The 26,272-nt window shown below is 71.8% G+C and carries 20 protein-coding genes and 1 pseudogene; 14 read left to right on the top strand and 7 right to left on the bottom strand.

All coding sequences use genetic code 11. From position 1 onward, the window contains the following. Positions 1-174 precede the first annotated feature (174 nt). Entirely contained in the window at positions 175-651 is a 477-nt protein-coding gene (locus ABD785_RS07305; protein WP_344823632.1) for a YbhB/YbcL family Raf kinase inhibitor-like protein, read from the bottom strand. Positions 652-726: 75 nt separating this feature from the next. Between ABD785_RS07305 and ABD785_RS07300 the strand changes: the two genes are divergently transcribed. From ABD785_RS07300 to ABD785_RS07280, 5 genes are all read left to right on the top strand, one after another. Beyond that, on the top strand, positions 727-1,143 hold the full coding sequence (locus ABD785_RS07300; RefSeq protein WP_344823629.1) for a MarR family winged helix-turn-helix transcriptional regulator: 417 nt from the start codon (positions 727-729) through the stop codon (positions 1,141-1,143). A gap of 353 nt (positions 1,144-1,496) precedes the next feature. Continuing rightward, complete coding sequence (locus ABD785_RS07295; RefSeq protein ID WP_344823626.1) at positions 1,497-2,039, top strand: Crp/Fnr family transcriptional regulator; 543 nt, start codon at positions 1,497-1,499, stop codon at positions 2,037-2,039. A gap of 68 nt (positions 2,040-2,107) precedes the next feature. Continuing rightward, positions 2,108-2,887 carry a hypothetical protein gene (locus tag ABD785_RS07290; protein ID WP_344823625.1) on the top strand — a complete coding sequence of 260 codons (780 nt, stop codon included), beginning with the start codon at positions 2,108-2,110 and terminating at the stop codon, positions 2,885-2,887. Next, positions 2,874-5,744 carry an ATP-binding protein gene (locus ABD785_RS07285; RefSeq protein ID WP_344823623.1) on the top strand — a complete coding sequence of 957 codons (2,871 nt, stop codon included), beginning with the start codon at positions 2,874-2,876 and terminating at the stop codon, positions 5,742-5,744. Before ABD785_RS07290 ends, ABD785_RS07285 begins: the two co-directional genes overlap by 14 nt. Before the next feature lie 73 nt (positions 5,745-5,817). Continuing rightward, the gene (locus ABD785_RS07280; protein WP_344823621.1) at positions 5,818-6,033 is read left to right on the top strand and encodes a hypothetical protein; all 216 of its coding nucleotides are present in this window, start codon (positions 5,818-5,820) and stop codon (positions 6,031-6,033) included. A gap of 3 nt (positions 6,034-6,036) precedes the next feature. Here ABD785_RS07280 and ABD785_RS07275 read toward each other — a convergent pair whose 3' ends face one another. The 3 genes from ABD785_RS07275 to ABD785_RS07265 form a co-directional block, all read right to left on the bottom strand. Continuing rightward, a complete protein-coding gene (locus ABD785_RS07275; RefSeq protein WP_344823618.1) occupies positions 6,037-6,852 on the bottom strand; it encodes an alpha/beta fold hydrolase in 816 nt (271 codons plus the stop codon). 23 nt (positions 6,853-6,875) lie between these two features. Further along, positions 6,876-7,697, bottom strand: a complete 822-nt coding sequence (locus ABD785_RS07270) for an alpha/beta fold hydrolase (RefSeq protein ID WP_344823615.1) — start codon at positions 7,695-7,697, stop codon at positions 6,876-6,878. Positions 7,698-8,171: 474 nt separating this feature from the next. Continuing rightward, on the bottom strand, positions 8,172-8,753 hold the full coding sequence (locus tag ABD785_RS07265; RefSeq protein ID WP_344823612.1) for a dihydrofolate reductase family protein: 582 nt from the start codon (positions 8,751-8,753) through the stop codon (positions 8,172-8,174). 118 nt (positions 8,754-8,871) lie between these two features. Between ABD785_RS07265 and ABD785_RS07260 the strand changes: the two genes are divergently transcribed. Further along, positions 8,872-9,060, top strand: coding sequence for a hypothetical protein (locus ABD785_RS07260; RefSeq protein ID WP_344823609.1), 189 nt, complete (start codon positions 8,872-8,874; stop codon positions 9,058-9,060). On the opposite strand, the gene ABD785_RS07255 is transcribed toward ABD785_RS07260, so the two are convergent. Both ABD785_RS07255 and ABD785_RS07250 read right to left on the bottom strand, forming a co-directional pair. Further along, a complete protein-coding gene (locus tag ABD785_RS07255) occupies positions 9,047-12,355 on the bottom strand; it encodes a S8 family serine peptidase (protein WP_344823606.1) in 3,309 nt (1,102 codons plus the stop codon). The two genes, ABD785_RS07260 and ABD785_RS07255, sit on opposite strands and share 14 nt — an antisense overlap. A gap of 151 nt (positions 12,356-12,506) precedes the next feature. Next, positions 12,507-13,271 carry an RNA polymerase sigma factor gene (locus ABD785_RS07250; protein WP_344823603.1) on the bottom strand — a complete coding sequence of 255 codons (765 nt, stop codon included), beginning with the start codon at positions 13,269-13,271 and terminating at the stop codon, positions 12,507-12,509. 153 nt (positions 13,272-13,424) lie between these two features. Between ABD785_RS07250 and ABD785_RS07245 the strand changes: the two genes are divergently transcribed. The 7 genes and pseudogenes from ABD785_RS07245 to ABD785_RS07220 all read left to right on the top strand — a co-directional run bounded on the left by ABD785_RS07245 (position 13,425) and on the right by ABD785_RS07220 (position 21,606). Beyond that, the gene (locus ABD785_RS07245) at positions 13,425-14,402 is read left to right on the top strand and encodes a hypothetical protein (protein WP_344823600.1); all 978 of its coding nucleotides are present in this window, start codon (positions 13,425-13,427) and stop codon (positions 14,400-14,402) included. Positions 14,403-14,494: 92 nt separating this feature from the next. After that, complete coding sequence (locus ABD785_RS07240) at positions 14,495-15,154, top strand: hypothetical protein (protein ID WP_344823597.1); 660 nt, start codon at positions 14,495-14,497, stop codon at positions 15,152-15,154. Beyond that, a complete protein-coding gene (locus ABD785_RS07235; protein WP_344823594.1) occupies positions 15,151-16,350 on the top strand; it encodes a PrsW family intramembrane metalloprotease in 1,200 nt (399 codons plus the stop codon). The genes ABD785_RS07240 and ABD785_RS07235 overlap by 4 nt, the downstream gene beginning before the upstream one ends. Before the next feature lie 65 nt (positions 16,351-16,415). Then, a complete protein-coding gene (locus ABD785_RS07230; RefSeq protein WP_344823591.1) occupies positions 16,416-18,257 on the top strand; it encodes a DUF7507 domain-containing protein in 1,842 nt (613 codons plus the stop codon). A gap of 119 nt (positions 18,258-18,376) precedes the next feature. Next, positions 18,377-18,619 (top strand): annotated as a pseudogene (locus tag ABD785_RS41285) (ATP-binding protein); the annotation flags it as partial. Between the two features lie 79 nt (positions 18,620-18,698). Next, positions 18,699-21,065: a helix-turn-helix transcriptional regulator gene (locus ABD785_RS07225; RefSeq protein WP_344823588.1), complete on the top strand. Its 2,367-nt coding sequence runs from the start codon at positions 18,699-18,701 to the stop codon at positions 21,063-21,065. A gap of 100 nt (positions 21,066-21,165) precedes the next feature. Further along, positions 21,166-21,606 carry a hypothetical protein gene (locus ABD785_RS07220; protein ID WP_344823585.1) on the top strand — a complete coding sequence of 147 codons (441 nt, stop codon included), beginning with the start codon at positions 21,166-21,168 and terminating at the stop codon, positions 21,604-21,606. Positions 21,607-21,704: 98 nt separating this feature from the next. On the opposite strand, the gene ABD785_RS07215 is transcribed toward ABD785_RS07220, so the two are convergent. Continuing rightward, positions 21,705-24,998: a glycoside hydrolase family 97 N-terminal domain-containing protein gene (locus ABD785_RS07215; RefSeq protein WP_344823582.1), complete on the bottom strand. Its 3,294-nt coding sequence runs from the start codon at positions 24,996-24,998 to the stop codon at positions 21,705-21,707. A 94-nt stretch (positions 24,999-25,092) separates the two neighbouring features. Here ABD785_RS07215 and ABD785_RS07210 point away from each other — a divergent pair, with 94 nt between their 5' ends. Further along, positions 25,093-26,250, top strand: a complete 1,158-nt coding sequence (locus tag ABD785_RS07210; RefSeq protein WP_344823579.1) for an ROK family transcriptional regulator — start codon at positions 25,093-25,095, stop codon at positions 26,248-26,250. The last annotated feature ends 22 nt before the right edge of the window (positions 26,251-26,272 follow it).

Raw genomic sequence — 26,272 nt, 5'->3', positions numbered from 1 at the left:
ACTTCCCTTCCCGGGAAGTGGCCTTTTGCTTTCCGCACAGCAGTGAAGTACGGCAACGCCCGCTTATGTCTGCTGCCGGTCGAACTGCTTTCCAGGTCCTCGGTCGGGTTGCCTATTGGACGTCGCCGTTCAGCATCGGATGCACCAGACTTCTCGGGCTCTGAAAGTCATGGCCTAGTCGCGTGGGGTGCTTGTGCCTGTGATGATGCCGCGGGCGAGGGTGTGCGGGATCAGCATGATGTGGAGGAGGGCGAGGCTTGCCTCGCTGGGGGCTTCGAGGGTGGTCACCGACAGGGCTGTCACGCAGAAGAACACCCGGTGTGTGCCGGTGCCCGGGGGAGGGTTGGCGCCGATGTACTTCCGCTGGCCGAGGGAGTTCGGCAGCAGCACACCGAGCGAAGGGCCGCCGGCCGGTGGGATGTCCTTGACCGCCCAGTGCCAGAAGCCGCCGGGGATGGGGGCGTCGGCGTCGAAGGCGGTCACGACCAGGCTCTGAGTGTCGCCTGGGAGGCCGGACCAGGACAGGTGGGGTGGCGTGGACACGGGCTGGTAGGCCGTGTCGGGCAGCGGGCCGCCGTCGGTGAAGTCCTTGCTGTGGACCGCGAACTTCGGTACCGCGGGTACGGCGAGGGCGTAGGGGTCGTGGCTCATGGTGCTCCTCACAAAAGAGATCTACAGCCTTGCTGTATATTTCGCAATGTACAGCAAGGCTGTACTCTTTCGTCAATGAGCAGCGACCTTGAAGCGGCTGAGGAGTTCCGCGCCGCGATCGGTGACTTCGTCCGGCGGGTGCGGGCGCATGACCGGATACCACCGGGCCAGGCCGCGGTCCTCGGGCATCTCGACCGCAGGGGGACGACGTTGTCGATCGCGGAGCTGGCCCGCCTCGAGCAGATCAAGCATCAGTCGATGACCCGGACCGTGGGGCTGCTCGGTGAGCAGGGCTTGGTCACGCTGGCACCGCACGAGCATGACCGCCGGCAGGTCGTCGTCGAGGCCACCGACGCGGGCCGGGCCGTCCTCGGCGCTGAGCGCGCGCGCCGCGCCGCGCTCATCGACCAGGCACTGCGCGACAGTTTGACCGCGGAGGAGCTCGCGGTCCTCGCCCGGGTTCCTGCGATCCTGCGGAGGGTCAGCATCTGACGGAGCGTGAGGACAGGCGCGATCGGCGGGGCTCATCGACGGTCTCGGCATCGCCGTCAGCCGGGAGTGACCTGCGACAACGGTGCTGGAATGTACGCCGTTGCGCCGCTCTCGTCGCATCAGGCGACCCACGGCCTCCTCGGCACCTCCTGACGATGCGTGGGCAGGCCGGAGGTGAGGTGACGAATCGGAATCGATGGGAGTGAAGGTGGGCGAAGGGGGTGTGGCTGTGCGAGACAGGGAGGGTGGAGTTCTCGGCGCGAACGTGGGGACGGCTCGTTGAGGCGGCTGGGGTGGAGCGGCGGCACCGGGCGGGTGCGGAGCTGCTCGTGCAGGGGGCGCCTCCGACGCATGTGCTGCTGCTGATCTCGGGCCGGGTGAAGGTCGCGTACAGGAGCGCGGAGGGGAAGGTCCTCCTGCTGGCGGTCCGGGGGGAGAGGGAGCTTCTGGGCTCGATGGGGGTTCTCACGGGGAGGCCCAGATCCGCTTCGGTGATCGCGATGCGGGAGTGCGTGACCCGCACGCTCATGGCCGACCGGTTCCGCTCGCTGACGCGCGGATCCGACCTTGAGGCGGAGCTGCTGCAGGGCGCGTTCGCGCGTATCACCGAGGGGGAGGCGTGGCGGGCGGACATCGCCGGGCTCGCCGCCGGGCCGCGGCTCGCTCGTGCGTTGCTCAGGCTCGCCGGTCCTGGGGACGGTGGCGGGCCGGTGGGGGAGGTACATCTGAGTCAGACCGAGATCGGGCAGGCGATCGGGCTCTCGCGGGCGGTCGTGGCGGGGGAGCTGGCGGGTCTCCGGAGGGCGGGGGTCGTGGTGACGGAGAACGGGCGGGTTCTGATCATCGATCCTTCGATGCTGAGGAAGCTGGCCGGATCGGGACACGGGGCTGTCTGATTCCAGACACCCGTCTTCGCCGGGGCGGTGCAGGCTGCTGATCATGCGCAGTCACCGGGAGGATCCGGATGGATGAGTTTCACGCCCTGTTCGCCGTGGACATCGAGGATTTCAGCGGGCATCGGGATGTCGATCTGCCGGTGCTGCAGATCGCCATGCGGACGGCCGTGGACGCCGCGTTCGCGGACTGCGGGCTCTCGGCGGTCTGGCGTTCCGTGGACTTCCTGGAGAGCACCGGCGACGGTCTGCTCGCGATCCTGCCGCTGGCCTCGCTGGCCACGCTCGTCGACCGGTTGCCGGGGAAGCTCCAGGAGCGTCTCGCGGAGGGGGCTCCGGGACTGCGCGGCCGGGGGATGCGCCTGCGGATCCGGCTCGCGGTGCACGTGGGCATGACGGACGGCACGCGGGCCGAGGCGCCGGGCGTCTCCCGTGCGCTCGTCGACGTCTGCCGGCTCCTGGACGGCGGACCCCTCCGGGACGCTCTGAAGCTCAGCGATCCGCTCGTGACCCACACGGCCCTGCTGGTGTCCGAGGCGGCGTTCACGGCGTTCGTCGCGGCGGGGAGGACCGGCCTGAGCCCGAGCCAGTTCACGCAGGTGGAGGTGGAGGTCAAGCGGTTCCGCCAGCCCGCCTACCTGTACGTCCCCGTGCCCTCGCGGGGACAGCAACCACCGGGTGCGTCCCCCGGCCGTCCCGCGCGGCCCGGTCCGCCCGCGGATTCCGGAGCGGTGACCAACTCCGTCTCGGGCAGCACCTTCCACGGGCCGGTGATCCAGGGCCGCGACATGCCGTCGATCGATCTGAGAAGCTACCGGACCTCCGAGGCCGCCCCCGATGGACGCGAATAACATCACCGGCGGGGTCTTCTTCGCACCGGTGATCATGGGGCGGGACGTCACCGTCATGCTGCCGCCGGAGATCACCCCCGCGATGGCGGGCCTGCCTCCGGCCGTCGCCTCCTTCACGGGCCGGGATGCCGAGCTGGCGGACGTGCTCGCCTTCCTCGAGGAGGAGGGCGGGCCGTCGGCGATCGCCGTCAGCGGCATGGGCGGGGTGGGCAAGACCGAGGTCGCCGTCCAGGCGGCGCGGACGGCGCTCGGCCGCGGCTGGTTTCCCGGTGGCGTCCTTTTCGTGGACATGTCCGGCTACGACGACGACCGTGCGCTGAGCCCCGCGCAGGCACTGGACGGGCTTCTGCGCGCCCTCGGCCTCCCGCCGGAGTACATCCCCGACACCGAGCAGGACCGGGCCAGGATCTTCCGCTCGGTTCTGGACGCCTACGCCGGCCAGGACCGCCGGGTCCTGCTGGTCATCGACAACGTCTCCCGGATGGACCAGTGCCGTTCGCTGCTGCCGGGCGACGGGCGCACCCGTGCGATCATCACGTCGCGGGAGTCGCTCGGGATGCTGGGCGGTCCGCTCGTCGACCTCGACGCGCTCGGCGACGAGGACGGCGCCGAGGTGCTGAGGCGCGCGGTCGGCGTCGCCCGGCGCGGTGACGTCCGGCTCGTCCGTGCGGCGAAGGACGCCGTCCGGCTCTCCCGGCTCTGCGGCGGGCTGCCGCTGGCCCTGCAGATCGTCGCGGCGCTGCTGGCCGAGAACGCCGTCCGCACGCCGGCGTCGGTCATCGACGAGCTGCGGGAGGAGCACACCAGGCTCGGCCGGCTGAGCCATCCCGACGTCGAGCTGCGCGCGGTCTTCGAACTGTCCTACCGGCGCCTGGCCGAGCCGCTCAGGAGGCTGCTGGCGCTGCTCCCCGTCAACCCGGGGCCGGACGTCTCGACCGGGGCGGTCGCCGCGCTGGCCGTGCTCGATGAGGTGGACGCCGCCCGCGCGCTCACCGAGCTGGCCCGCGCCCATCTCATCGAGCCCGGCACCACGGCGGGACGGTGGCGGCTGCACGACCTCGTCCGCCTGTTCGCCCGCCAGGCTCCGATCGACCCGCCCGGCGGGCGTGACACCGCGCTGGATCACCTGCTCCTGCACTACCTCCGGCACGCGGCGTCCGCCAACCTCCATCTCGACGGCGCCGCCACCGCTCCCACGGTCCCGTTCTCCGATCGTGAGCACGCCCTGGAGTGGCTGGACGCCGAGTACCCGAACCTGACCGCCGCCGCGAAGACCGCGGGCGCCACCGGCAGGGACTCCCTCGCCCGGGACTTTCCCGGCGTGCTGTGGGACTACTTCATCCTGCGCCGGGCCTTCAAGGAGTGGGAGGCGCTCTCGGCGGCCTCGGCCCTGGCGGCACGCAGGCTCGGCGACCTTCAAGGGGAGGCGTCCGCGCTGGTCCAGAAGGGCTTCGCCCAGACCGACCAGAGGAGTTTCGCGGAGGCCGAGACGACGCTCGACGAGGCGCTGCGGATCTACCGGCGGATCGGCGACCGCAACGGAGAGGCCGTCGCGCTCGACGGTCTCGGGGGCGTGCACGCCCTGTCGCGCCGGTTCGCCGAGGCCCTGGACGCCCACGAGCGGGCGGCTCGGCTGCACGCGGACAGGGGCGACCGGCACGCCCACGCGCTCGCGAGGGTCAACGCCGCCGTCGCGCTGATGGAACTGGGCCGGATCGAGGAGGCGCTCGCCGCGCTCGAAGGCACCGACGCGGTCTTCCGCGAGAGGGGCGACTCCTCGAACGAGGCCGCGGCCCTCACCAACCGCGGCGTGATCCTGCGCGAGCTGGGACGGGCGGAGGAGGCGGTGGAGGCCCACCGAGGAGCCCTGCGGCTCTACCGCGACCTGGAGAAGCGGTTCGACGAGGGCCGTGCGCTCAACAACCTCGGCAGAGCCCTGGTCACCGCCGGACGGGTCGACGAGGCGGTCCCCGCGCACCGGCAGGCCGTCTGGGCCTTCGACGAGACGGACGCCGAGTACCACAAGGGCACCGCGCTCCAGAACCTGGGCGTCGCCCTCCAGCGGATCCCGGAGCGTCGCGAAGAGGCGCTGGAGATCCACCGTCAGGCGGAGCGGATCTACCGGGGGACCGGCGACTCCCACCCCCTGGCGCAGGTGCTGCTGAACGCGGGCCTCGTCGAACGGGCACTCGGACGCTTCGAGGCCGGGCGGCGATCACTGATCGAGGCCGCGAACCTCTTCCGAGGATGCGGCGACGAGGAGTCCGCGGCCCACGCGCTGCGGCAGTTCGAACCGGACGCACCAGGGACAGCGGCGGACACCGCCGCGGACAGGAGCAGGAACATGGGCATCTTCTCTCGGCGCAACGACCGCGATCGCGACCGCGCGCCGGGCGGCATCGTCGTCGACGGCGCACTCGTGGGCCGCGTCGACGCGCTGATGGAGCAGTACTCCAAGGCCGTCGGGAGCGACCCGGCGACGCGGGCGGCCGTCCTGGCCATCGCCGCAGAGGCGGGCATCCGCCGCTTCGAGGACCTGATCAGGAACCCGGACCTCGTCCAGCGGCCCTGGCGGATCCTGGAGGCGGTCGCCGTGCACCCGGGGACCGGGCCCGTCCTCGTCGGCCGGATCTTCATGGTCGCCGTCCTGTGGAACTCGCTCACCGAGAACTGGTCGGCCACCGATTTCATGGAACTTCCGCTGAACCCGTGCCCGGAGGGCGTCGAGCGCACGGTCGCCGCGGCCGCTCTCACCGCGCTGCGGAGCCTCCCGGCCGACCAAGCGATCATGGAGAACGAGACCGGTGCCACCACGGTGGAGACCCTGGCCGAGCTGGCGGCCCAGCGGGCGGGCTGAGCCGCCGGAGAACATGGTGCGCGGGCGGCCGGGATCAGCGGGTGACGGGGAACTCGGCCGTGAGTGTCCAGTGGTGCTTCTCCAGGGCGGCCGTGACGCCGACCAGCAGGTCCTGCGTGACCGGGTCGGTGCCGGAGGTCTCGTGGACGCGTCGCCGGGCGTGGCCGGGGAGAGGGCGGGCTGGAGCGTGCTGGGAGAGGTCATGACGGGTCCTCCGCTTCGGGGCGTCCGGGTCTGGTCCGTGGGGCCGCCGCCCCGTCCGTGCGGCGTCGAACGGCCGGGGCGGTAGCGGTCAGCGGGTCGCGGCGTAGGCGGCGAGGATGGTCGCCGTGGCGGCGGCCGGGTGGGAGATCATGACGACGTGGGAGGAGCTGATCTCCCGCGTGTGGCTGCCGGCGCGCTCGGCCATGCTGCGCTGGACGGCCGGCGGGATGACCTTGTCCTCGGTCGGGATGAGATACCAGGACGGGATCGACTTCCAGGCCGGGACCCCGCTGAGCCCGGACAGCCCGTCGAAGTTGCCCGGACGCTGCGTGGCCGCCATCAGCCGGGTCTTCGACTCGGGCAGGTCGGCGGCGAAGACCTGCCGGAACTTCGCCGGGTCGACGTAGCCGTCGGTGCCTTGCGAGCCGTCGGGGAGCGTCCACGGCCGGGCGATCAGGGCCGGGCCGAGCAGGCTGCCCGGCACGCTCGTGGCGAGCTGGAGGGCGCTCTCCCCCTGGTCGGGCGCGAACGCCCCCAGGTAGACCAGGGCCTTGACGTTCGCGTGACCCCGGGCCGCGTTGGTGATCACGACGCCGCCGTAGGAGTGGGCGGCCAGGATCACCGGGCCGGTGATGGTGTCCAGGACGCTGGAGATGTAGGCGGCGTCGGCCGCGGTGTCGCGCAGCGGGTTGGCCGGAGCGATGGTCGGGAACCCCGCCCGCTGGAGGAGGGCGATGGTGCCGTCGAAGCCGGAGGCGTCGGCGAACGCGCCGTGCACCAGGACGACGGTCGGCTTCGCGCCGCCGGTGCCGGACGGCCCCGCCTGGGCGCTGACCGAGCCGGCGATGAGGGTGGTCGCGACGGCGACGGCCGTCAGGGCGCGCTTGAGATACGGAATGCGCATGATGTCCTCTGCGGGGAAGGGGTTCAGGAAGCGAGGAAGGAGAGCAGGTCGGTGGTGAACTCCTGCTCGAAGGCGCCGACGAGGCCGTGGGGGGCGCCGGGGTAGACCTTCACCCGGGCACCGGTGACGATCTTGGCGGACTCGTGGGCGGACGCGACGATCGGGACGATCTGGTCGTCGTCGCCGTGGGCGATGAAGGTGGGGATGTCGAACTTCTTGAGGTCGTCGTGGAAGTCGGATTCGGAGAAGGCGCGGATGCAGTCGAGGGCGCCCTTGATGCCGACCTGCATGGACTGCGCCCAGAACGCCCGCGAGACCCCCTCGGAGACCTGGGCGCCGTCGCGGTTGAATCCGTAGAAGGGGAAGGAGAGGTCGTAGTAGAACTGCGAACGGTCGGCCGAGACGCCCGCCCGGATCGCGTCGAACGCCTCGATGGGCAGGCCGAGCGGGTTGGCGTCGGTCTTGAGCATCAGCGGCGGCACGGCGCCGAGCAGGACGGCCTTGGCGACGCGTGACGTACCGTGCCTGCCGATGTAGCGGGTGATCTCGCCGCCGCCGGTGGAGTGCCCGACCAGGACGACGTCGCGCAGGTCGAGGGCCTCGATGAGGGTGGCGAGATCGTCGGCGTAGGTGTCGATGTCGTTGCCGTTCCAGGGCTGGGAGGAGCGGCCGTGGCCGCGCCGGTCGTGGGCGATCGCCCGGTAGCCCGCGGCGGCCACGGCATGGGCCTGCGGATCCCAGGCGTCGGCGTTGAGCGGCCAGCCGTGGCTGAACACGACCGGCTGCCCCGACCCCCAGTCCTTGTAGAAGATGTCGGTCCCGTCGGCTGTGGTGACGAACGGCATCGCTGCCCCCTCGGTGTCGCGAATGAATGCGTGTACCGATGTTCACCCGGAACGGCGGGGATTTCTTAAGCGTCCGTGCCACGCACGGAACTGTGCGTGCCACGATGCCCGGCGGCCCTTCTGAGCAGGCGCGGGCCGGTGACGATCGGCTCACCGAAATGTCGTGCCGCGGCCGGAGCCCGGCCCTTCACGCCCGGAGCGGGCAGATGCTGACAGTGGATACCGACGGATCGTCGGTGGCGGACGGATTCGAGGCTTTCAGGGCGGCGGACCGGGCGCCTGCGGACGAGCGCGGAGGAGACGCTCGCCGCCCGGATCCTCGCCTGCCTCTCCGCCCCTCGCGGTGATCCTCTGCTGTCCGCCGTTCGGGCCGCCGCCGTGCACGGGCTCTCCGCGGCGTCTCTGAACCGTCTCCTCCACGACGAGGGCGTCGACCTCGGCGAATGGATCCTGAGGAACCGGGGGCGGCGGGGTTCAGTGAAGGGTGGGGCGGTAGATGAGCTCCTGGGTGGCGCCGTCGAGGGTGCGGGCCTCGATCAGCTCGAGGTCGAAGTCGGCCGCGCCCTGGAAGACCGGGTCGATGCCGGTGCGGCCGGAGATCACCGGGAAGATCGTGAGCTGGACGCGGTCGACGAGCCCGGCGGCCATCAGAGCGCGGTTCATCGACAGGCTGCCGTGCGAGCGCAGCGGGACGTCCGACTCCTTCTTGAGGCGGGCGACGACGTCGACGGCGTCGCCGCTGACGATGGTGGCGTCCGGCCAGCCGAGGGTGCCGTCGAGCGTCGTCGAGACGACCGTCGTCGGGAGGTTCCGCATCCGGTCGTTCAGCGGGTCGAGCTCGGCGGAGAGCGGCCCGCCCGTGCCCAGCATCTCGACGAACTCCCGGAAGGTCGTGGCGCCGAGGACCATCCGCTGGTCCTCGCGGTACTGGGCGAGCCGGTGGGCCAGGAACTCGGGCCCCTGCTTGCCCCAGAAGCCGCCCCAGTCGCCGTCGCTGTTGTAGGACCCGAAGCCGTCGAGGGTGGAGACGATGTCGAAGGTGTAGAGCGCGGCCATGATGATCTCCTCACGCTGCGGCGGGCCCGTCGCCCGCCTCTCACCCTCGCTACGAACGGCTCAGCCGCCATTCGACACCTCAGGGAAAACTTCTTCGGAGGGTGGCATGGTCGTGAGCATGGACCGGCCCTTCCTTCTCTGGATCGAGATTCCGCCCGAGGACCTTCTGCTGCCCGAGGGGGCGGCGCTGGTGCGGGTGGTGAAGGAAGGGCTGGTCGTGGTGGTGGGGGAGGAGCGGGAGCTGAAGGAGGTTCCCGGCGTTCTTCGGGTGAGCGAGGATCGCCGGGAACGGCCTACTGGACGGTGATCGGATCCACCTCGGTGGTCAGGCCCTGGACCAGGGGGGTGGAGACGATCGTGGTGACGTCGCCGGTGCCCGCGCGGACGCCCTTCAGGGTGAAGGTGTAGGAGAGGTGGCCGCCGGGGGCGCCGGGAACGCTGGTGACGACCAGGTCGGTCGTCGGGGGGCCGGTGATCTGCTGGCCTCCTGTGCCCTCGTCGTTCTCCGCGCCGACCGTGAGGCCGTAGGACGCCGGTGGGGCGGCCGGGAGGTTGCCGGGGTCGTAGGCGAAGCTGACGTCCTCGGCTCCGTTGACGCCTATCCACTGCTGGAAGACGCGCGGATCGGCCGTGCCGAACAGGTTCTCCCGCCACTCGACGACGATCCAGGAGTTCACGCCGTCGGTGAGGTTGGCCGCCAGGATGCCCGGCGCGCCGGTGCCGTCCAGGTCGGTCCAGAACGGGGCCATCACGGTGTTCGGCCTGGCCGGATCGGGGAGCGTCTGCGGGGTGGCCACGACGTCCGCCGCCTCCGCTCCGCCCGCCACCGAGTAGCCGTCGGACGTGATGCCGAGCCTGGTGTAGGACTTGCCGGCGAAGACGAACGCGGGCACGTTCAGGTTCAGCGCCTGTTCGTCGCCGATGGGCACCGGGGTGATGCCGAAGGCGTCCAGCGGGATGTAACCCGCCGGGCCCGCACCCGGAGCGATGGTCGGTTTGTCCGGTTTTCGGGCGGTCAGGTCGGCCTGGGCGACGACGTTCTGGGTGCCGATGCGGGTGGCGCCCGTCGCCGAGGTGATCTGCAGGTTGGACGCCACGTTGCCCGCGGCCGTCACCTTCGTCGGGGCCAGGGCGTTGTTCTGCACCAGCACCGAGCAGGTGGAGGTCCCGGTGGTGCGGGGGATCGCGGCCGGGGTGCAGGTCTGGTCGACCGTCACGATGCCCTGCTTGCGGAAGTAGGCCACCGGCAGGTGCAGCTTGCGGGGGCCGCCGACCTGGTTGATGTCGACGCGGCCGAAGTACTGGCCGATCGGGGCGTCGATCGCGGTGATGGCGATCGTCAGCTTCCTGGTCTTGCCGGGCGCGATCGTGAACGCCGGAGGCAGGACCGTGACCTTGGCCGAGCCGGGCGCGGTGCCCGTCGCGGTGAACGCCAGGGTCTTGTTCGTGACGTTCTTGACCGTGCGGGTCGCGGTGATCGCGCCGGGCATGGTCGTCGCGTTGACGGAGGGGATGTTGAGGTCGATCCGCAGGTTCGGCGAGGCCGCCGACGCGGCGTAGTTCGCGGCCGTCTCGTCGATGGTCAGGCCGGGGTCGCCCGCCTTGGTCAGGTCGATCCGGCCGCCGCCCATGTCGAACGGGTCGGCCGGGGTGGTCCGGTCGTGCTTGACGACCGAGGTCCTGGCCGTGGTCTCCAGGGCCGACTTGACCTGGCCGGGCGTCCAGTCGGGATGGAGCGCGAACAGCAGCGCCGCCGCGCCCGCCACCTGCGGAGCCGACATCGAGGTGCCCGCGATGACCTGGTAGAGGTTGCCGGGCGGGCCGAGGGCGGGCTCGTCGGGGACGGGCGTCATTCCGCCGAGGATCTGCAGGCCCGGCGCGGTGACGTCCGGTTTGAGGAAGTCCCCCGCGGCGGGTCCGCGCGAGGAGAACGCCGTCATGACGTCGCCGGGCCAGGTCGTCCTGGTGCCCTCGCCGAGCGTCGCGGTGGTGGACGGATGCGCGCCGAGGAAGGCCAGCAACGTGTCGGCCTGGGGCTTCTCCAGGTGCGCGGTGGGCAGCCAGTGGTTGTCGGTCATCGTCTGGGAGAGCGTCTCGTTGTAGAGCAGCATCCCGACGGCGCCGCCCTGCTTGACGTTGAACCCGCGGATGACGCGGCCGCTCACCGGCAGCCGGCAGGCGACGATCTTGCCCGCGAACAGGCCGGGCGGCGCCGGATGCAGGCAGTCGACGTCGTTGTAGGGCGGCGCCGAGCCCAGGACGACCGGGGCCGGGGTCGTGACGCCCCCGGTGACCGAGGAACCCGTGAAGGTCTGTGTGACGCCGTCGCCCGTGAGCGTGACGGTCGACTGGAACGTCCGGGACTGGGTCGAGGCCGCGACCGTCGTCACCCACGGGGAGCTGTGGTCCGTGGTCGCCGCGCCGGGTCCCGCGTTGCCCGCCGAGGCCGACACGAAGATCCCCGCCGCGTAGGCGTCGAGGAAGGCCAGCTCGACCGGGTCGCTGTAGGGGTCCTTGCCGCCGGAGATCGAGAAGTTGATCACGCGGACCCGGTCGATGATCGCCCGTGCGACGGCCTGGACGGTGTCGGACTGGTAGCAGCCCTGGGCGCCGCAGACCTTGTAGACCGCGACCTGGGCCCCCGGCGCGATGCCGTGCGTCGGCCCGCGGTCGATGCCCAGCGGGGTGGCGTGGTCGACGTGCCCGCCCGCGGACGTCGTCGAGGTGTGGGTGCCGTGGCCGTCGGAGTCACGCGCACTGTCGGGGAACACCTCACCGCCGACGACCGCGTTGTAGGTGTCGAGGAACGGCTGCCCGGAGATCAGCTTGCCGTTGCAGGCGAACGGGTCGGCGGCCGGCGTCAGCGGGTTGTCGCCGAAGACGCAGGGCCGCGGCGAGCCGTCCGTGGTGGGGGCGGGCGCGGGGAGGCCGCCGGGGTCGGCGTAGGAGGGGTGTTCCGGCCAGGCGCCGCTGTCCAGGACGCCGACGAGGACGCCCTTGCCGGAGCCGTTGCCGCCGCCGAGCTGGTCGTAGACGGTCGGGGCGCCGATGAACTTCGCCTCGTCGGAGTCGTAGGCGAGCGGCTGGGCGAGCTGGTCGCGCTGGACCGCCGCGACGCCCGGCAGCTTGAGCACGTCGGCGATCCGGTCGCCCGGGACCTTCAGCGCGACGCCGCCGTAGACCAGGCGCTGGGACGTCCCGACCCGGACGCCCTGGATCCTGCCGCGGAGCGCGTCGAGGAATCTGGTCTCGACGCCGCCGATGTAGCCGTCGTACTTCTTCGCGGCCGCGCTGCGGGGATCGAGCGGCTTCCCGGTGACGGCGGGGCTGGTCGCGGGGAGCCCCGCGATGTCGCCCTTGTAGGCGGCGACCGCGTCGTAGTCGAGCTTGACCATGACGTTCACGGGAGCGGCGCCGCCCGGGGTGAGCAGGGCCGGATCGGTCTTGGCGAGGCGCCCGGTCTCGGACTTGGCCCCCTGGACGAGCGTGCCGCCGGTCAGCGGCGTCGCCTTCCACTTGGGATCGGGGGGAGCGGCATGGGCGGACGATGACGGGAGGGTCAGCGCCGCCGCGCTGGTCACGGCGGCCGCGAAGGCGAGCACGCGTCGTGCTCGCCTTCGCGCGGTCGGTGGTCGGGGGTCCACGGCTCCTCCTGGGGCAGCATGGCCGGGGCGCTGTGAATGTAACCTCACGCAACGTACGCACCAAGAGTTGACTTATGGCCGATTTATGCATCAGCCGCTAACGGCCACCTCAGAAGCGGCCGGCCTCGACGTCCGCGAGCGTCACGCGGGAGGTGCGGTGGTAGACGGTGACCGGGGGGACGTCCGAGCCGCTGCTGGACAGGGCGACGGGCTGTCCCGTGGCCGCGTCGAGGACCAGGGTCTCGACCTGGCCGCCGTTGACCGTCCAGGAGTCGGTCAGGGTCAGGGTGGGACGCCCCGCGGTGGTGGTCTCGGTGACCTTGACCCTGGGCATCGTCGCCATGACGCGCAGGACTCCGGCGCGGACCTGGGGATTGTCGGGGGCCGCGATCGGAGCGTCGACGGCGTTGGTCCAGATGTGGTTGTCGGTGATCTCCTTGCGCTGCTCGGCGGTCGGCGGCGCGGGCGGGGTGTACTTCTCGCCGCGCGCCTTCGCGATGGCCTTGAGCTTCTCGATCCTCGCCCGGTCGGAGCGCGGGTCCGCGCCGGGGGCGAGGTTGGAGACGGCGAGCCGGTCGCGGGCGGTGGCCAGGTCGCCCTTCACGGCGTAGAGGGCGGCGGCGATGTCGCGCTTGAACATGTCCTCGCCGCCGGCCCTCGCCTTGACGGCCCGTCGCAGGGCCGTGCGGGCCTCGTGCAGATGGCGGCGGGCCGTGCCCGGGGGGACGCCGATCGCCCGCCCCGCGTCGGCGACGGTCAGGTCCTCCCAGGCGACGAGGGCCAAGATCTCCCGCTGCCGGGGATTGAGCAGCGTCAGGGCGTGCCGCAGCACCGCCGCCGTGTCGTCGTTCTCGGAACGCCTGACGACCGGCACTTGCCGAACGGGAGGCGAAGCGTTCACCGGGGGCGGTCAGATGCCCCACGGGGATTGCCAAAATGGGAACAGCGTCTTACTGTGCGAAACGCGGTTTCCTTTTGGCGCGAAGGTCGCCGGTTCCGTCCTCAGCTCCGACAGCAGGAGAGACAAGTGAAGAACAGCAAGCGCAGGATCGTCTCCGCCGTGGTCACGGCCCTGGGAGCGCTCGTCGCGTCCCTGGTCGTGGCGGCCCCCGCGGCGCAGGCGGCCGTCACGTGCAAGAACTACTCGTCGTCCGGCAGCAGCTGCGTCAACGAGTCGATCTCGATCGGCGGCACCTCCTACAGCACGGACTGGTACTTCCCGAACGGCACCGCCACCGCGCTCATGCTCGTCGAGCACGGATTCAGCCGCGGCTGCGGCAACCTGCGGAACACGAGCAAGGCCATCGCCGAGCAGGGCGTCATGGTCTTCTGCGTCAACGCGGACATGACCGGCGGCAACGCGGGGCTCGCCGCGACCCTCGGCGACGCCCTCGCCGCCCGCACCCTCACCCCGCCGTCCGGCCGGGCCCTGCCGGTCAAGTACATCGTCGGCGGCCACTCCGCGGGCGGCCACTTCGCCTCCGCGGTCGGCAAGCGCCTGGCCGACGCCGGTTACGCCGGGTTCAAGGGCGCGATCCTGTTCGACCCGGTCGCGAGCGACGGCTTCACCGCCAACCTCCAGGCCGTCTCCGCCGGCGGCACCCGGCCGGTCCTGAGCATCGCGGCCAGGCCGAGCGTCATCAACCTGTTCAACAACTCCTTCGGCGCGCTCGCCGATCTCGGCGCGGACTTCGTCGGCATCCAGCTCATCTGGACCAAGTACGTGCTCGGCTCGCCGACCGGCGGCAGCTGTCACATCGACTCCGAGGGCGAGAACACCGACGTCATCGGGGTCGCCGGGGCGCTCTGCTCGCCGAACTCCACGCAGACCGCCCGGCTGCGCGCGTTCGCCTCGGTCTGGGCCAGGGACCTCGCCACCGGCGCCCACACCTCCTCCTACTACTGCGCAGACTCCGACGACCTCGCGACCTGCGGCACCTACGCCAACACGGTCCTGGCCCCCAGCGGCAGCCTGCCCTATGCCGCAGTGATCCCCAACAGCTGATCCCGCCGGGTCCCGGCCCTCTGACGGCGGGCCGGGACCCGGACAGCGAGATCGCGGGCGTCGCCCGGGCGGGGACGGGTATGTCTTCGATCATGGTCGGTCCTGGGGGAGGGCACCGGATCTCACCGAGCCGGGTGCCCGTGGAGTACCGCTGGTGGGGGCTCGATCGCCGGAGCCTGCTGCCCGCGGCGGTGGTCGTGTGCGTGGGGCTCCTGCTCTCGGTGGTCCTGCCGCGGATCGACGACGCGGTGGCCGTGAACGAGATCGTGCGGCCGGGCGACCGGCTGGACCTCGGCGGCGGGCTGACGATCGCGCCGCCCGCCGGATGGGAGGTGCTGGCCGGCATCAAGGTGGGGGAGAAGACGACCCTGCCCGTCCCGGAGGATGCGGCCGATGCGTCCGTCGCGGGGGGCGGGGTGACCGCGCTGATCCGCGTCGACACCTTCGACGGGACGCCCGAAGCGCTGCTCGACCAGGTCAACCACACCCAGAAGCGCACGTCGAACCAGCCCGGCTTCACGGTCACGGCGCCACCCGTGCCGGTCGAGACCGCGGAGGGGAACGTGGGAGTGCTGGAGCGCTACACCAGCACCTCGGGTGAGGGGCTGCTGGCCGCCTTCACCTTCCACGACGGCCGGGGCATGAGCCTGTCGGTCGCCGCGACGGGCGACGGGCAGCTCGCCGAGCAGGCCGGGCGGATCGAACGGATGATCCGCAGCATCCGCTTCACCGGGAAGGCGGCGACGCCGTGAGCACCGCGACCGCCGGCCACCCGGCCCGCGAACCGGCCGACGATCTGGCCGCCGGGCGCCGCCTGGCCATCGAGGCCTCGGGATGGGGTGAGCCGTTCCGGATCGTGCAACCGCGCAACGCCTGCTTCTGGCTGCTGCTGTGGGGCCTGGGCATCGGCGCGACGCACCTGATCCGCTACTTCGCGGTCGGCGTGGGCGCCTACGGGACGGGCCTGGGCATCGGGATCGTCGCGTTCACGCTGTACACGATCCCCTGGCTGTTCCTGCTGGGCCACCACAACCGGTACACCTCGCTGCCGCCGAAGCTGTTCGCCGTGGCGTTCGCCTGGGGCGCGCTGGCCTCGGCCTTCTGGATGGCGCTCCCGGCCAACACCGCGATCCTCTCGCTGTACGGCAAGAACTTCGGATACGGCTGGGCGGGCGACTGGGGGGCCGGGCTGACCGCCCCGTTCACCGAGGAGACCGCCAAGGCCACCGCGCTGGTCCTGCTGATCGGGCTGGCTCCGCGCGTCGTGCGCAGCCCCTACGACGGCCTGATGATCGGTGCCTTCGCGGGTCTGGGCTTCCAGATCTTCGAGGACGTCCTGTACGCCTACAACAACGCCGCCACGGGTTTCGGCCTCGACCAGGCCGCGACCGCGTGGAAGATCGTCGCGGTGCGCGGGCTGGCCGGGCTGACCGGGCACGTCCTGTTCAGCGCGGTCTTCTGCGCCGGGCTGATGTGGCTGCTCGGCAGGGGCGGCCCCGGGCACCGGCTGCGCGGGCTGCTGTTCGTCGTCGCCGCGCTCTTCCTGCACGGCGGCTGGGACGATGCCGCCGCCCTCGGCACGGTGCTGTTCGGTGAGGCGGGCCCGGTCATCCTGATGGGGCTCATGGTCGTGGTCGACCTGGCCGTCCTGTGGCTGGCGTTCCGGCTGGCCGCCCCGCAGGAGAAGGCGTGGATCCGCGCGATCCTCGCCCCGGAGACCGCCTCGGGACTGCTGACCGACACCGAGGTGAGGGCCGCGTCCGGCGACCGCGAGGCCCGCCGCGCCCATCTCAAGGCCCAGCCGGACCGCCGCCACCGGCGGACCGCCCGGCACGTTCTGGCCTCGGCCGACGACCTGGCGAAGGAGCTGGCGCTCTCCGGCGGCGAAGACTCCCCGGACGTCCTTCACGCCCGCGAGGAGACCGCCCGCCTCCGCGCCCTGGCCTGAGGCCAAGGTGGACCTTGACCCTGGGTGGGGAGCGCCTTGGCGGGGGGATGCCTAGCCTGGCGGTCATGATCTTTGGTCGTACGGTGCTGACCGGTGTTCTCGCCGCCGCGCTCCTGACGGTCCCCGGCGCCGCCGCAGCCCAGAGCGGGTCGCTGCTGCTGAACGAGCCCTTCACCGGTGGCTCGATCGCCGACCCCGGCTTCCTGCCGCTCGACACGGTGTGCCTGACCGGTGCCGCGGGGCCGCCGCCCGCCGGGCAGTCCACGACGGGGCCCTGTGATGATCTCATGACCCAGCAGACGCCGCCGGTGCCGCCACCCGGGGTGCAGCCGGGCTATCTCCAGCTCACCGACAACGGCAACTACCATGTCGGCGGGCTGCTCTACAACCGGCCGCTGCCGGGCAACGGCGGTCTCGTCGTCACCTTCGAGCAGTTCCAGTACGGCGGCAACGGCGCCGACGGGATCGGGTTCTTCCTGGTCGACGGCGCGGTCGACCTGACCAAGGCCGGTGCCGACGGCGGGTCGCTCGGCTACGCCCAGCGCAACCTCGACCCGGGCGTCGAGGGCGGCTACCTGGGTGTCGGCCTGGACGCCTACGGAAACTTCGCCAACGACGGCGAACTGCGCGGCCAGGGCTGCCCGGACGACCGCAGGTCCCCGATCAGCATCACCGAACCGGTCACCAACACCGTGACCCTGCGCGGTCCCGGTGAGGGGGACTTCGGCTACTGCTTCCTCGCCTCGACCATGACCCCCGACGCCTCCAAGCCGTCCGGATATGTCACGACCCTTCCCGGCAACCTGCGTGAACCCGGAACCATCGTCCCGGATCCCGCGAAGCGGACCGTGCGGATCACCCTGACCGCCGAGGACCGGCCGATGGTGACCGTCGACATCGACTTCAACGACGGCAACGGCTTCCAGCAGGTCATCTCCTACAAGATGACCGACAAGGCGCCGCCGACCTACAAGTTCGGTTTCTCGGGCTCGACCGGCGGGCTCATCGACACCCACCTCATCCGGGGGCTCACCGCCGAGTCGCTGGATCCGCTCGGTCAGCTCAACATCGTCAAGCGGCTCGCCGAGAAGCAGTCCGCGATCGGGATCCAGGCTCTTTACCAGGTCGGCGACGTCATCGACTACGAGTTCGTCGTCAGCAACACCGGCGAGGTCCCGTTGACGGGCGTCGGGGTGAACGACCCGCACTTCACCGACGTGTCCTGCCCGCGCACCGTCCTCACCGCGGCGGGCACGCCCGGCTCGTCGATGTCGTGCACCGGCAGCCACACCATCACCGTGCAGGACTCCTACACCGGAGAGTTCACCAACACCGCGACCTCGACGGGGAAGGATCCGCAGAACCGGACGGTGAACTCCAACAAGTCGTCGGTGACGATCAACGTGGCTCCGCTGCGGCCGGACGTCGAGCTGGGCAAGACCGCCGTCCCGGTGAGGGTCGACCCGGGCGACCGCGTGGACTACAAGATCACCGCCCGTAACCGCAGCGGCTTCGACCTGCCCGCCTTCACCCTCACCGACGATCTGACCAGTGTCCTGGCGGGGGCCGTCTACAACGGAGACGCCACCGCCACCAGCGGCACGGTCGTGGTCGACGTCGGCCGGAAGAAGCTCACCTGGACGGGCCCGCTCACCGACGAGGCCACCGTCACGATCACCTACTCGGTCACCGCCCGCAGGGCCGGTGGCACCCTCCTCAACGGCGTCACCCTGTCGATCCCGGGCGGAACCTGCACGACCGGCCCGTCCGCGACACCGCCCTGCCGGACCACCGTGACGATCACCAAGCCCGCCCCGCCCAAGCCGGCCCCGAAACCCAAGCCCAAGCCGAAGCCCAGGCCGCACGGTCCCGTCTGCCGGACCACCGGAACCGCAGCGGCCTGCTGACCCCGTCCCGGCGCCCGGGACGGCGAAGTCAAGGACCCAGGGGACCGGCTCTGGGAATTCCCCTGGGGGTAGGGCGACGTGACCTGGCAGGTGCATCGGGGAGGCCGCAGGATGGGGGGATGGCAGCAGCGTTTGTGGGCCGTTCCGACGAGCTGACCAGGCTCTCCGCGGTCCTCGATGATGTCCGGGGCGGAGTCCCGCGCCTGGTGCTGATGCACGGGGACGCCGGTATCGGGAAGACGACGCTGATCCGGCGCTTCCTTGCGGGTAGACCGGATCTGGTCATGCTCGGGGCCAGCGGGGACGAGAACGAGACCCGGCTGGCCTATGGCGTCGTCTCCCAGCTCATCGAGGAGCCGTGCCCCGCCGAACGCGACCCGATCGCCACCGGGATGGACCTGCTGGAACGGCTCGGACGGCTCCAGGACGACCGTCCCCCTCGTGATCGTCCTGGACGACGTGCAGTGGGTCGACACCGCCTCACTGCTGGCGCTCACCTTCATGCTCCGCAGGCTGCGGGCCGACCGGGTGCTGACGATCATCACCGCGCGCGACCTGGGAGCCCTCTCCATCCCCACGGGTCTGCGCAGGCTGCTGGAGGACGACCGGACGGTCCGGCTCCGGCTGGCGGGCCTGCCCGCGGGGGAGCTGCGCAGGTTCGGGCGGAGCATCGGCGGCCTCGTCCTGAGCGGGGCGGCGGCCGTCCGGCTGCGGGCGTTCACCGAGGGCAACCCGCTGCACGCCCGGGAGCTCATGGAACGGTTCCCCGCCGAAGTCCTCAACGACCTCGCCCGGCCGCTGCCCGCCCCTCCCGGCCACGCCTCGCTGGTGCTGACCCGGTTCGCGGACTGCGGTCCCGCCGCCCGTGCCTTCATCAGCGCGGCGAGCGTGCTGCCGACACCGGCCGCGGTGGACCGGATCGCCGAGCTCACCGGCGACGACCCGCTGGCCGCCCTGGACGAGGCCACCCGGTCGGGTCTCATGGAGGAACGTCCGGACAAGGGCGGGCTCTCCGCCGCGTTCCCGCATCCGCTCGTCCAGGCCGCCATCTACAACGGCATCGGTCCCGCGAGCCGGCACCGGCTCCATTCGCGGGCGGCCGGGTTCGCGACGTCCGAGCCCCAGCGGCTCCACCACCGGGTGCGGGCGACCACGGGCCAGTCCTCCGCCCTCGCGGACGAGCTCGTCACCCTGGCCCACGACGAGCAGCGCACCGGGCACTGGTCCAGCGCGGGCACCCACCTGATCCATGCCGCGCGGCTGGAGCGGGAGGAGGAGCGGAAGGGCCGCTTCATCGGTGAGGCGATCTACACGCTGGTGCACTCCGGGCGAGTGGAGGAGGCCTGTGAACTGGAGCGGACCCTGCCCTCGGGCAGCCCTCCCGAGATCTGGGCCTTCGCCCACGGGCTGCTGGCGCAGGTCTCCGGCCGGAGCGGTGAGGCGACCCGGCTGCTGACCGAGGCCTGGAACCGGACCGACCTGCGGGTCCATCCCCGGCTCGCCTGCCGGACGGCCGAACACCTCGCGATGCTCACCATGATGACCGGCGACAGCGCTCTCGCGGCGGTCTGGGCGGAGCGGGCGCTCGCCGGCCCCGCGACCGGCTTCGACTCCGGCATCGTGCGGGGCATCCGGCTGCTCTCGCTGGCGGCGACGGGTTCCCCGGCCGAGGCGCTGCACTCGTCGGCCGGGCTGCCGCCCGCCGCCGCGGGCACCCGCGAGGACCGGGACCTGCTCGTGGGCCGTGGCACGGTGCGGCTGTGGACGGGAGATCTCGACGGCGCGGTCGACGATCTGCGCGGCCTGCTGCGATGCGCGGATCATCTGTCCGCCTACCAGCGCGTGGTCGTCCACGCCCATATGAGCCATGCCCTGCACCTGGCCGGGGACTGGGACGACGCGCTCGTGCACAGCGAGATCGCCACCACGCTCGCCGTCGAGGGGGACCAGCTCTGGATGATCGGCGGGGCGTTCGGGCTCGCCGCGCTCGTGCCCGCCAAACGCGGAGACTGGGAGACCGCGGAGCACCAGATCGCGCAGGGACGGCGGGTCACCAGGGAACTCGTCGCGTCGCGGTTCTACGTGGCGGTCGCCGAGGCGTGGCTGGAGACCTCGCGCGGGAATCCGGAGCGGCTGATCGAGGTGCTGACCCCCTTCCTGGAGCTGGACCAGGGGGACGGGCTCGAGGAGCCCGGGCTCCTGGACTGGCGCGACCTGCTCTCCGACGCGCTGACCGTCGTCGGCGAACTCGACCGGGCGCTGGCGGTCCTCGCACCGTTCGAGCGCGCCGCGCTGGCCCGGACGCACCACATGGCGCTCGCCCGCGTCTACCGGGCCAAGGGGATCCTGCTGGCCGCGTCCGGAGACGACGCGGAGGCGCTGCGCGCGTTCGAGCTGGGCCTGCACCACTGCGAGAGGAACGGATCCCCTTTCGACCGAGCCCGGCTGCAGCTCGCCTGCGGCGGCTTCCTGCGCCGGAAGGGCTCGCGCAACGCGGCCGCCGAACGCTTCGAGGCCGCCCACCGAACCTTCGCCGCCCTGCGCGCCGCCCCCTACCAGGAGCAGTGCGAACGTGAGCTCATCGCCTGCGGGAGGGCCGTGGACCCGGCCCAGCTGCGCTGGAACCTGACGGCGCAGGAGCTGGCCGTCGCCCGGCTGGTGGCGACCGGGCGCGGTAACCAGCAGGTCGGCAGGGAGCTGATGCTCAGCGTCAAAACGGTCGAATATCACCTGGGCCACGTGTACACCAAGCTCGGTCTGGCCAATCGGGCCGAGCTGGCCGCCCGTTTCGCCACCGCCGGACAGTGACGGTCGAGCGCCGGGGGAATCCCCGGGGCGGACCCCGAGGCGCCGGTGAACGCGTCTCGCCTAGCGTCATGGGCTCCACCAGCGAAAGGGAGCAGGTCACATGGCCAACGGAAGTTTCCAGATCCCGCCGGGCTTCGCGCTCACCACCCTCTCCGGGCTCATCCGGGCCGAGGTCGTCGACGTCAACGGCAACCCGCCCGGGAACGTCATCAAGGCCGACCAGGACTTCGCGATCAAGTACGAGTGGGAGCTGAGCGGCACCGCCGTTCCCATGATCTGCGGCAAGTGGCTGCTGCGGGTCCTGCACGACGAGGTCGGCGGCCCGGGCGACGGCTACCTCCCCAACCCGCCGCGCGAGGTGGCGCTGACCCCGGGCAACGGGGTCTACACCGAGACGATCAACGTGCCGGGCGGGCTGCCGGCCTCACCCGGCGGCAGCACGTACCAGATCATCGCCTCGATCAGCTACCTCAACGGCGTGGGCAGCCCCGGGGGCATGGGCGGCAACGTCGACTGCGGCCTGATCAACATCGTCCCCTGAGCGGACCGGCACCACCCCGGGCGTCGTCCGCCGGCGTGGGCCTCCACCGAGAACGGCGATGCCCCCGCCTGACGGCGGGGGCATCGTGGTGTCCGGTGTCAGCGGTGCAGGACGCCGGGGTCGGGGTCGACGGTGATCGAGTCGAGGTTGACGTTGCCGTTGTCGCCGGGTCCGTAGACGAAGGTCAGCGGGGTGTTCGCGGCCAGCCGGAGGCTCTGGGACCGGTCGGCCCAGGTGTCCCAGTTCGCGAGCGCGGGGAGCTGGAGGCGGACCTGCTCGGCGCCCGTGGACACGGTCATGGTCTGGGTCGCGCCCATCCCGTTGGCGTAGCGGAAAGTGATCTTGTAGAGGCCGTCGGCGGGAGCGGGGGCGGCGAACCGGACCGCGCTGTCCTTGGTCTTCAGGCAGGCCACGAAACCGGTTCCGGTGTAGCCGGTGTGGTCGGTGCGCAGGCACGCGCCGCTGACGAGCTGCGCGGTCTCCGCCTCGATCCTGCGGGGTCCGACGGCGAGCACCTGGCTGACCGAGAGCAGGTCGGCGGAGAGCTCGGGGGCGAGCGGGGCCGCGGTGACCAGGGCGGTGAAGCGGGCGAGCGCCGCGCGCATCGTGGCCGGGTCGTTCGCCGCCGCGGCGGTGATCGCGTTCCGGGCCTCGGTGACGAGGGAGGCGGACAGGCCCTCGTCGAGGGAGCCCGCGTCCGAGGCCAGACGGACCTTCAGGGCCAGGGAGAACAGCGCCTCCGGCCCGCCGAGGACGAGGGTGAGCCGGTCGTCGACGGCGGCGCGGGCCTGCGCGGTGACCTCGGTGAGCGGAAGGCCGTACAGGGAGAGGCGCACCTCCTGGAGGGCGAGCAGGCGTCCGGCCGGGTCGTTCTGGCGGAGCAGGGTCTCGGCCCGGTCGAGCGCGGGCTGGAGCAGCGCCATCGCGGAGGAGGAGATCCCGCCGGACTTCCGCAGCTCGCGGACGAGCCCGAGCAGGGAGCCGGTCTGCGGGACGACGACCGCGTCGCCGCGCTCGCCGGACGGTGCTCCGGCCGCGACCCGGAAGTCCCGGTCCGGAACCTCGGCGGCGGGCAGGGTCCACTCGGCCGTGCGGGAGGCGCCTCCCGCGACCCGGACCCGCCGGACCTCACCGGCGGTGCGGCCGTCGAGGTAGGCGACGATCGGGAACTCGGCGACCGTGCTGCCGCCGTTGGTGATCTCCGCCGTGACGGTCAGCCGCTGGGTGGCCGGGTCCAGGACGGCCTTCGGGGTGCCGTAGGAGGCGCGCGGCGCGGTGTACCAGGGCAGTGAGCCGGTCTCGGCGGCGGTCGCCGGCCTGATCTTCACGGCCTGGCCGCCGGCCGCGACCAGCGACATCGACAGCCGGGTCGAGGAGCGGACCAGGGTCCTGCGGATCTCGACGGGCAGCGGGTCGCCCTTCCAGGTCGTGTCCTGGGCGTCGGCGTAGGTCTCGGCCACGAACGTGCCGCCGGACAGGAACGACAGCGGGACCTGGAGGGTCCGGTCGTTCTCGTCGGTGATCGCGCCGAGGTACCAGGTGTCGCCGCTGCGCCGGGCGGTCGTGGTGTAGTCGCCGATGACGCCGTCCAGGACGTGCGACTCGTCCCAGGTCGCGGGCATGTCCTTGAGGTAGGCGAAGCCCGGGTGGGCGGCGTAGTTCTCGGGGGTGTCGGCGAGCATCTGCATCGGGCTGAAGAACGTCGGGTACAGCGCGAGCTGCGCGGCCGAGGTCGTCTGGACGCGCGTGTTCTGCTTCGACGGGTCCCACAGGACGTTCAGGACGCCCGGCGTGTAGTCGGCGGGCCCGCCCATGAACCGGGTGAAGGGCAGGATCGTGGCCTGCGCGGGTGGGTTGCCGTTGGCGCCCATGTAGTTCTGCATCTCCATGCCCGCGACGCCCTCGCCCGTCATCATGTTCGGGTAGGTGCGCGCCAGCCCGGTGGGCTTGATGGCCTCGTGGGCGTCGATGGTGATGCGGTGCCGGGCCGCGGTGTCGATGACCCGCTGGTAGTGCCGGACGGCCTCCTGGTCGTAGTGGCTGCGGTTGACGCCGCCGAGCAGGAACTTCGTGGCGTAGCCGGTCTTGATGGCGTGGATGCCGAGCGCCTCGTACGCGGAGAAGATCTTCTCCATGTTCTTGTCGTAGTAGTCGACGTCGCCGCGGGTCTCGTTGTGCGCGATGTACCCGACGCCGTTGTCCGCGGCGTACTTCAGGATCTCGGGCAGGTCGAAGTCGGCCTGTGGGGTCAGGAAGTCCTGGTTCGCCCAGCTTCCTCCGGCGTTGGTGTTCCAGCCCTCGGCCAGCACGAACTTCGCGCCCGCCGCCTTGGCCAGGTCGATGTACTGCTTGACCCGGGCGGTCGTCGCGCCGTGCTTGGGCCCGGAGTTCCAGGTCGTCTGGCGGCGCTGGAGCTCCCACCAGACGCCCGTGTAGGTCGCGGGCCTGATCCAGGACGTGTCGTCGCAGATCGCGCACGCGTCGTTGAGGTTCTCGATCAGGTGGGACTCGCCCAGGTCGCCGGGGCGCCGCCCGATCGTCAGGGTGCGCCACGGGGTCGAGAACTCGCCGCTGAGCTTGGCCCTGGTGCCGTCGGGGAGGGCGATCAGGTCGCTGGAGAACGTGCCGGGCCGCCCGGAGACCGCCTTCAGGGTCATGCTCGGGTAGTCGGTCAGGTCGGCCTCGTGCACCACGACGTAGGAGTCGGCGGCGGGGGCGGCCGTGATCGGGGTCTGCGCGGTGGCGACGCCCGACAGCGGCAGGTCGCGGTAGTGCTGCTCGTCGGCCGACCAGGTCTTGCCCGCGGCGATCGACCAGCTCCGCGCGGCGGGGTCGAGGGCGAACTCGGTCTGCTCGGCGGTGACGGTGTAGGCGTCGAGGCCGGGCTGGCCGGGGAAGCGGTAGCGGAAGCCGACACCGTCGTCGAACACGCGGAACACCAGGTCGAGCCGGAATCCGGTGCTCGCCTGGACGGCATGGACGGTCAGTTCGCTCGCGTGGTTCCGGACCTTGCTGGAGGTCCCCCAGACGGGCTTCCACGTCTCGTCGATGGTGCGCCGCTCGACGGAGTCGATGGCCATGCCCTGGGTCAGGCTGGGCCGCCCGGCGAGGTCGAAGCCGAGGCCGGACGCGCCGACGAGGGTCCTTCCATGGCTCGTCACGCCGTAGGTGAGGCGTCCGGCGACGGTGGTGACGGCGACCTGGACCTCGCCGTCGGGCGAGGCGGCGGTCTGCGCGCCGTCGGCGGCGACGGCCGTGAGGGCACTGGGGGCGGGGGTGGGGTCATCGGCCTGTGCGGGCACCGTGGTGATGCCGCCGGAGACGACGACGGCCGCCGTCAGGGCGAACAGCCCCGTCAGCCTTCTCCGCCGCTCGGCGTTCTTGCGTTCCATTTCGGTGACGGTAGAGGTCCGAAAAGTCTCCGGTCAACACTCTTAATAGGAAATAATTAGTGTGTTTAACATTCAAATTCGCTAGGATCGGCGGGTGCCCCCCACACCGAACCAGCGGCTCGAGCGCAGCAGGCGGATGCTCCTCGACGCGCTGAACGAGTCCTTTCCCGCCACCCGCCAGGAACTGAGCCGCAGGACCGGCCTCGCACCGAGCACGGTGGCGGGGATCGTCCGGGGCCTGCTGGCCGAGGGGCTCGTGCAGGAGAGGGAGTCCGCCGACCACGAGGGGCGCGGCCGGCCGTCGTCGCGGCTGTCGCCGAGCAGGCCGCCGGGTCATCTCGTCGGCATCGACTTCGGGCACACCCACATCTCGGCGGCGCTCGCCACGACCGGGCTGGAGATCGTCGCCGAGGACTCGGTGCCGCTCGACGTGGACGCCTCGGCGGGCAACGCGCTCGACCAGGCCGCGATCCTGGTCTCCGCCCTGCTGGAGCGGGCGGGCGTGCCGTCCGGGTCGGTGCGGAGGACCGCGGCGGGGATCCCCGGGCCGATCAACCAGGCGACCGGCAGGATCCAGTCGGCCACCATCCTCGCCGGCTGGGCCGGGATCAGCCCGCGGGAGGAGCTGGCGGGCCGGCTCGGCGGGGAGGTCGCCATCGCGAACGACGCCGAACTGGCGGCGCTGGCCGAGCACACGCACGGGGCCGGGCAGAACGTGTCCGACCTGATCTACGTGAAGGCGTCGCACGGGATCGGGGCCGGGCTGATCCTCGCGGGACGGCGGTACACCGGGGCCTACGGGGCGTCGGGGGAGATCGGGCACACGCTCGTCCAGGAGGGCGGGAACCAGTGCCGGTGCGGGCAGCGCGGCTGCCTGGAGTCGGTCGTCTCGATCGGCGAGGTGTGGCGGCAGCTCGTCGCGGCGGGGCTGCCCGAGGCCGAACGGCCCGCGGACCTGTCGCTGAGCGCTCTGATCGGCCATCCGGTCGTGGCCCGCATCGTCGCCGACGCCGGCCGCACGCTGGGCCGGGTCCTGTCCGATCTGTGCAACGCCCTGGACCCCGCGATGCTCGTCATCGGCGGCGAGCTGGCCAGCGCGGGGGACCCCCTGCTGGAGGGCGTCCGCGAGTCGCTGCGCCGCTTCGCCCAGCCCGCGATCAGCGACCGCGTCCAGGTCCGCGCCTCCGTGCTGGGGCCGCGGGCGGCGCTCGTCGGCGCGCTGACCCTCGCCGCGGCGGCCGCGGCGCCGTGATCCGGCGGCCCGGAGCGTTGTT

Source organism: Actinocorallia longicatena (assembly GCF_039534125.1).
GTDB classification, from domain to species: Bacteria; Actinomycetota; Actinomycetes; order Streptosporangiales; family Streptosporangiaceae; genus Actinocorallia; species Actinocorallia longicatena.
Note: the sequence above shows the minus strand (reverse complement) of the source record. Positions and strands in the feature narration are given on the sequence as shown.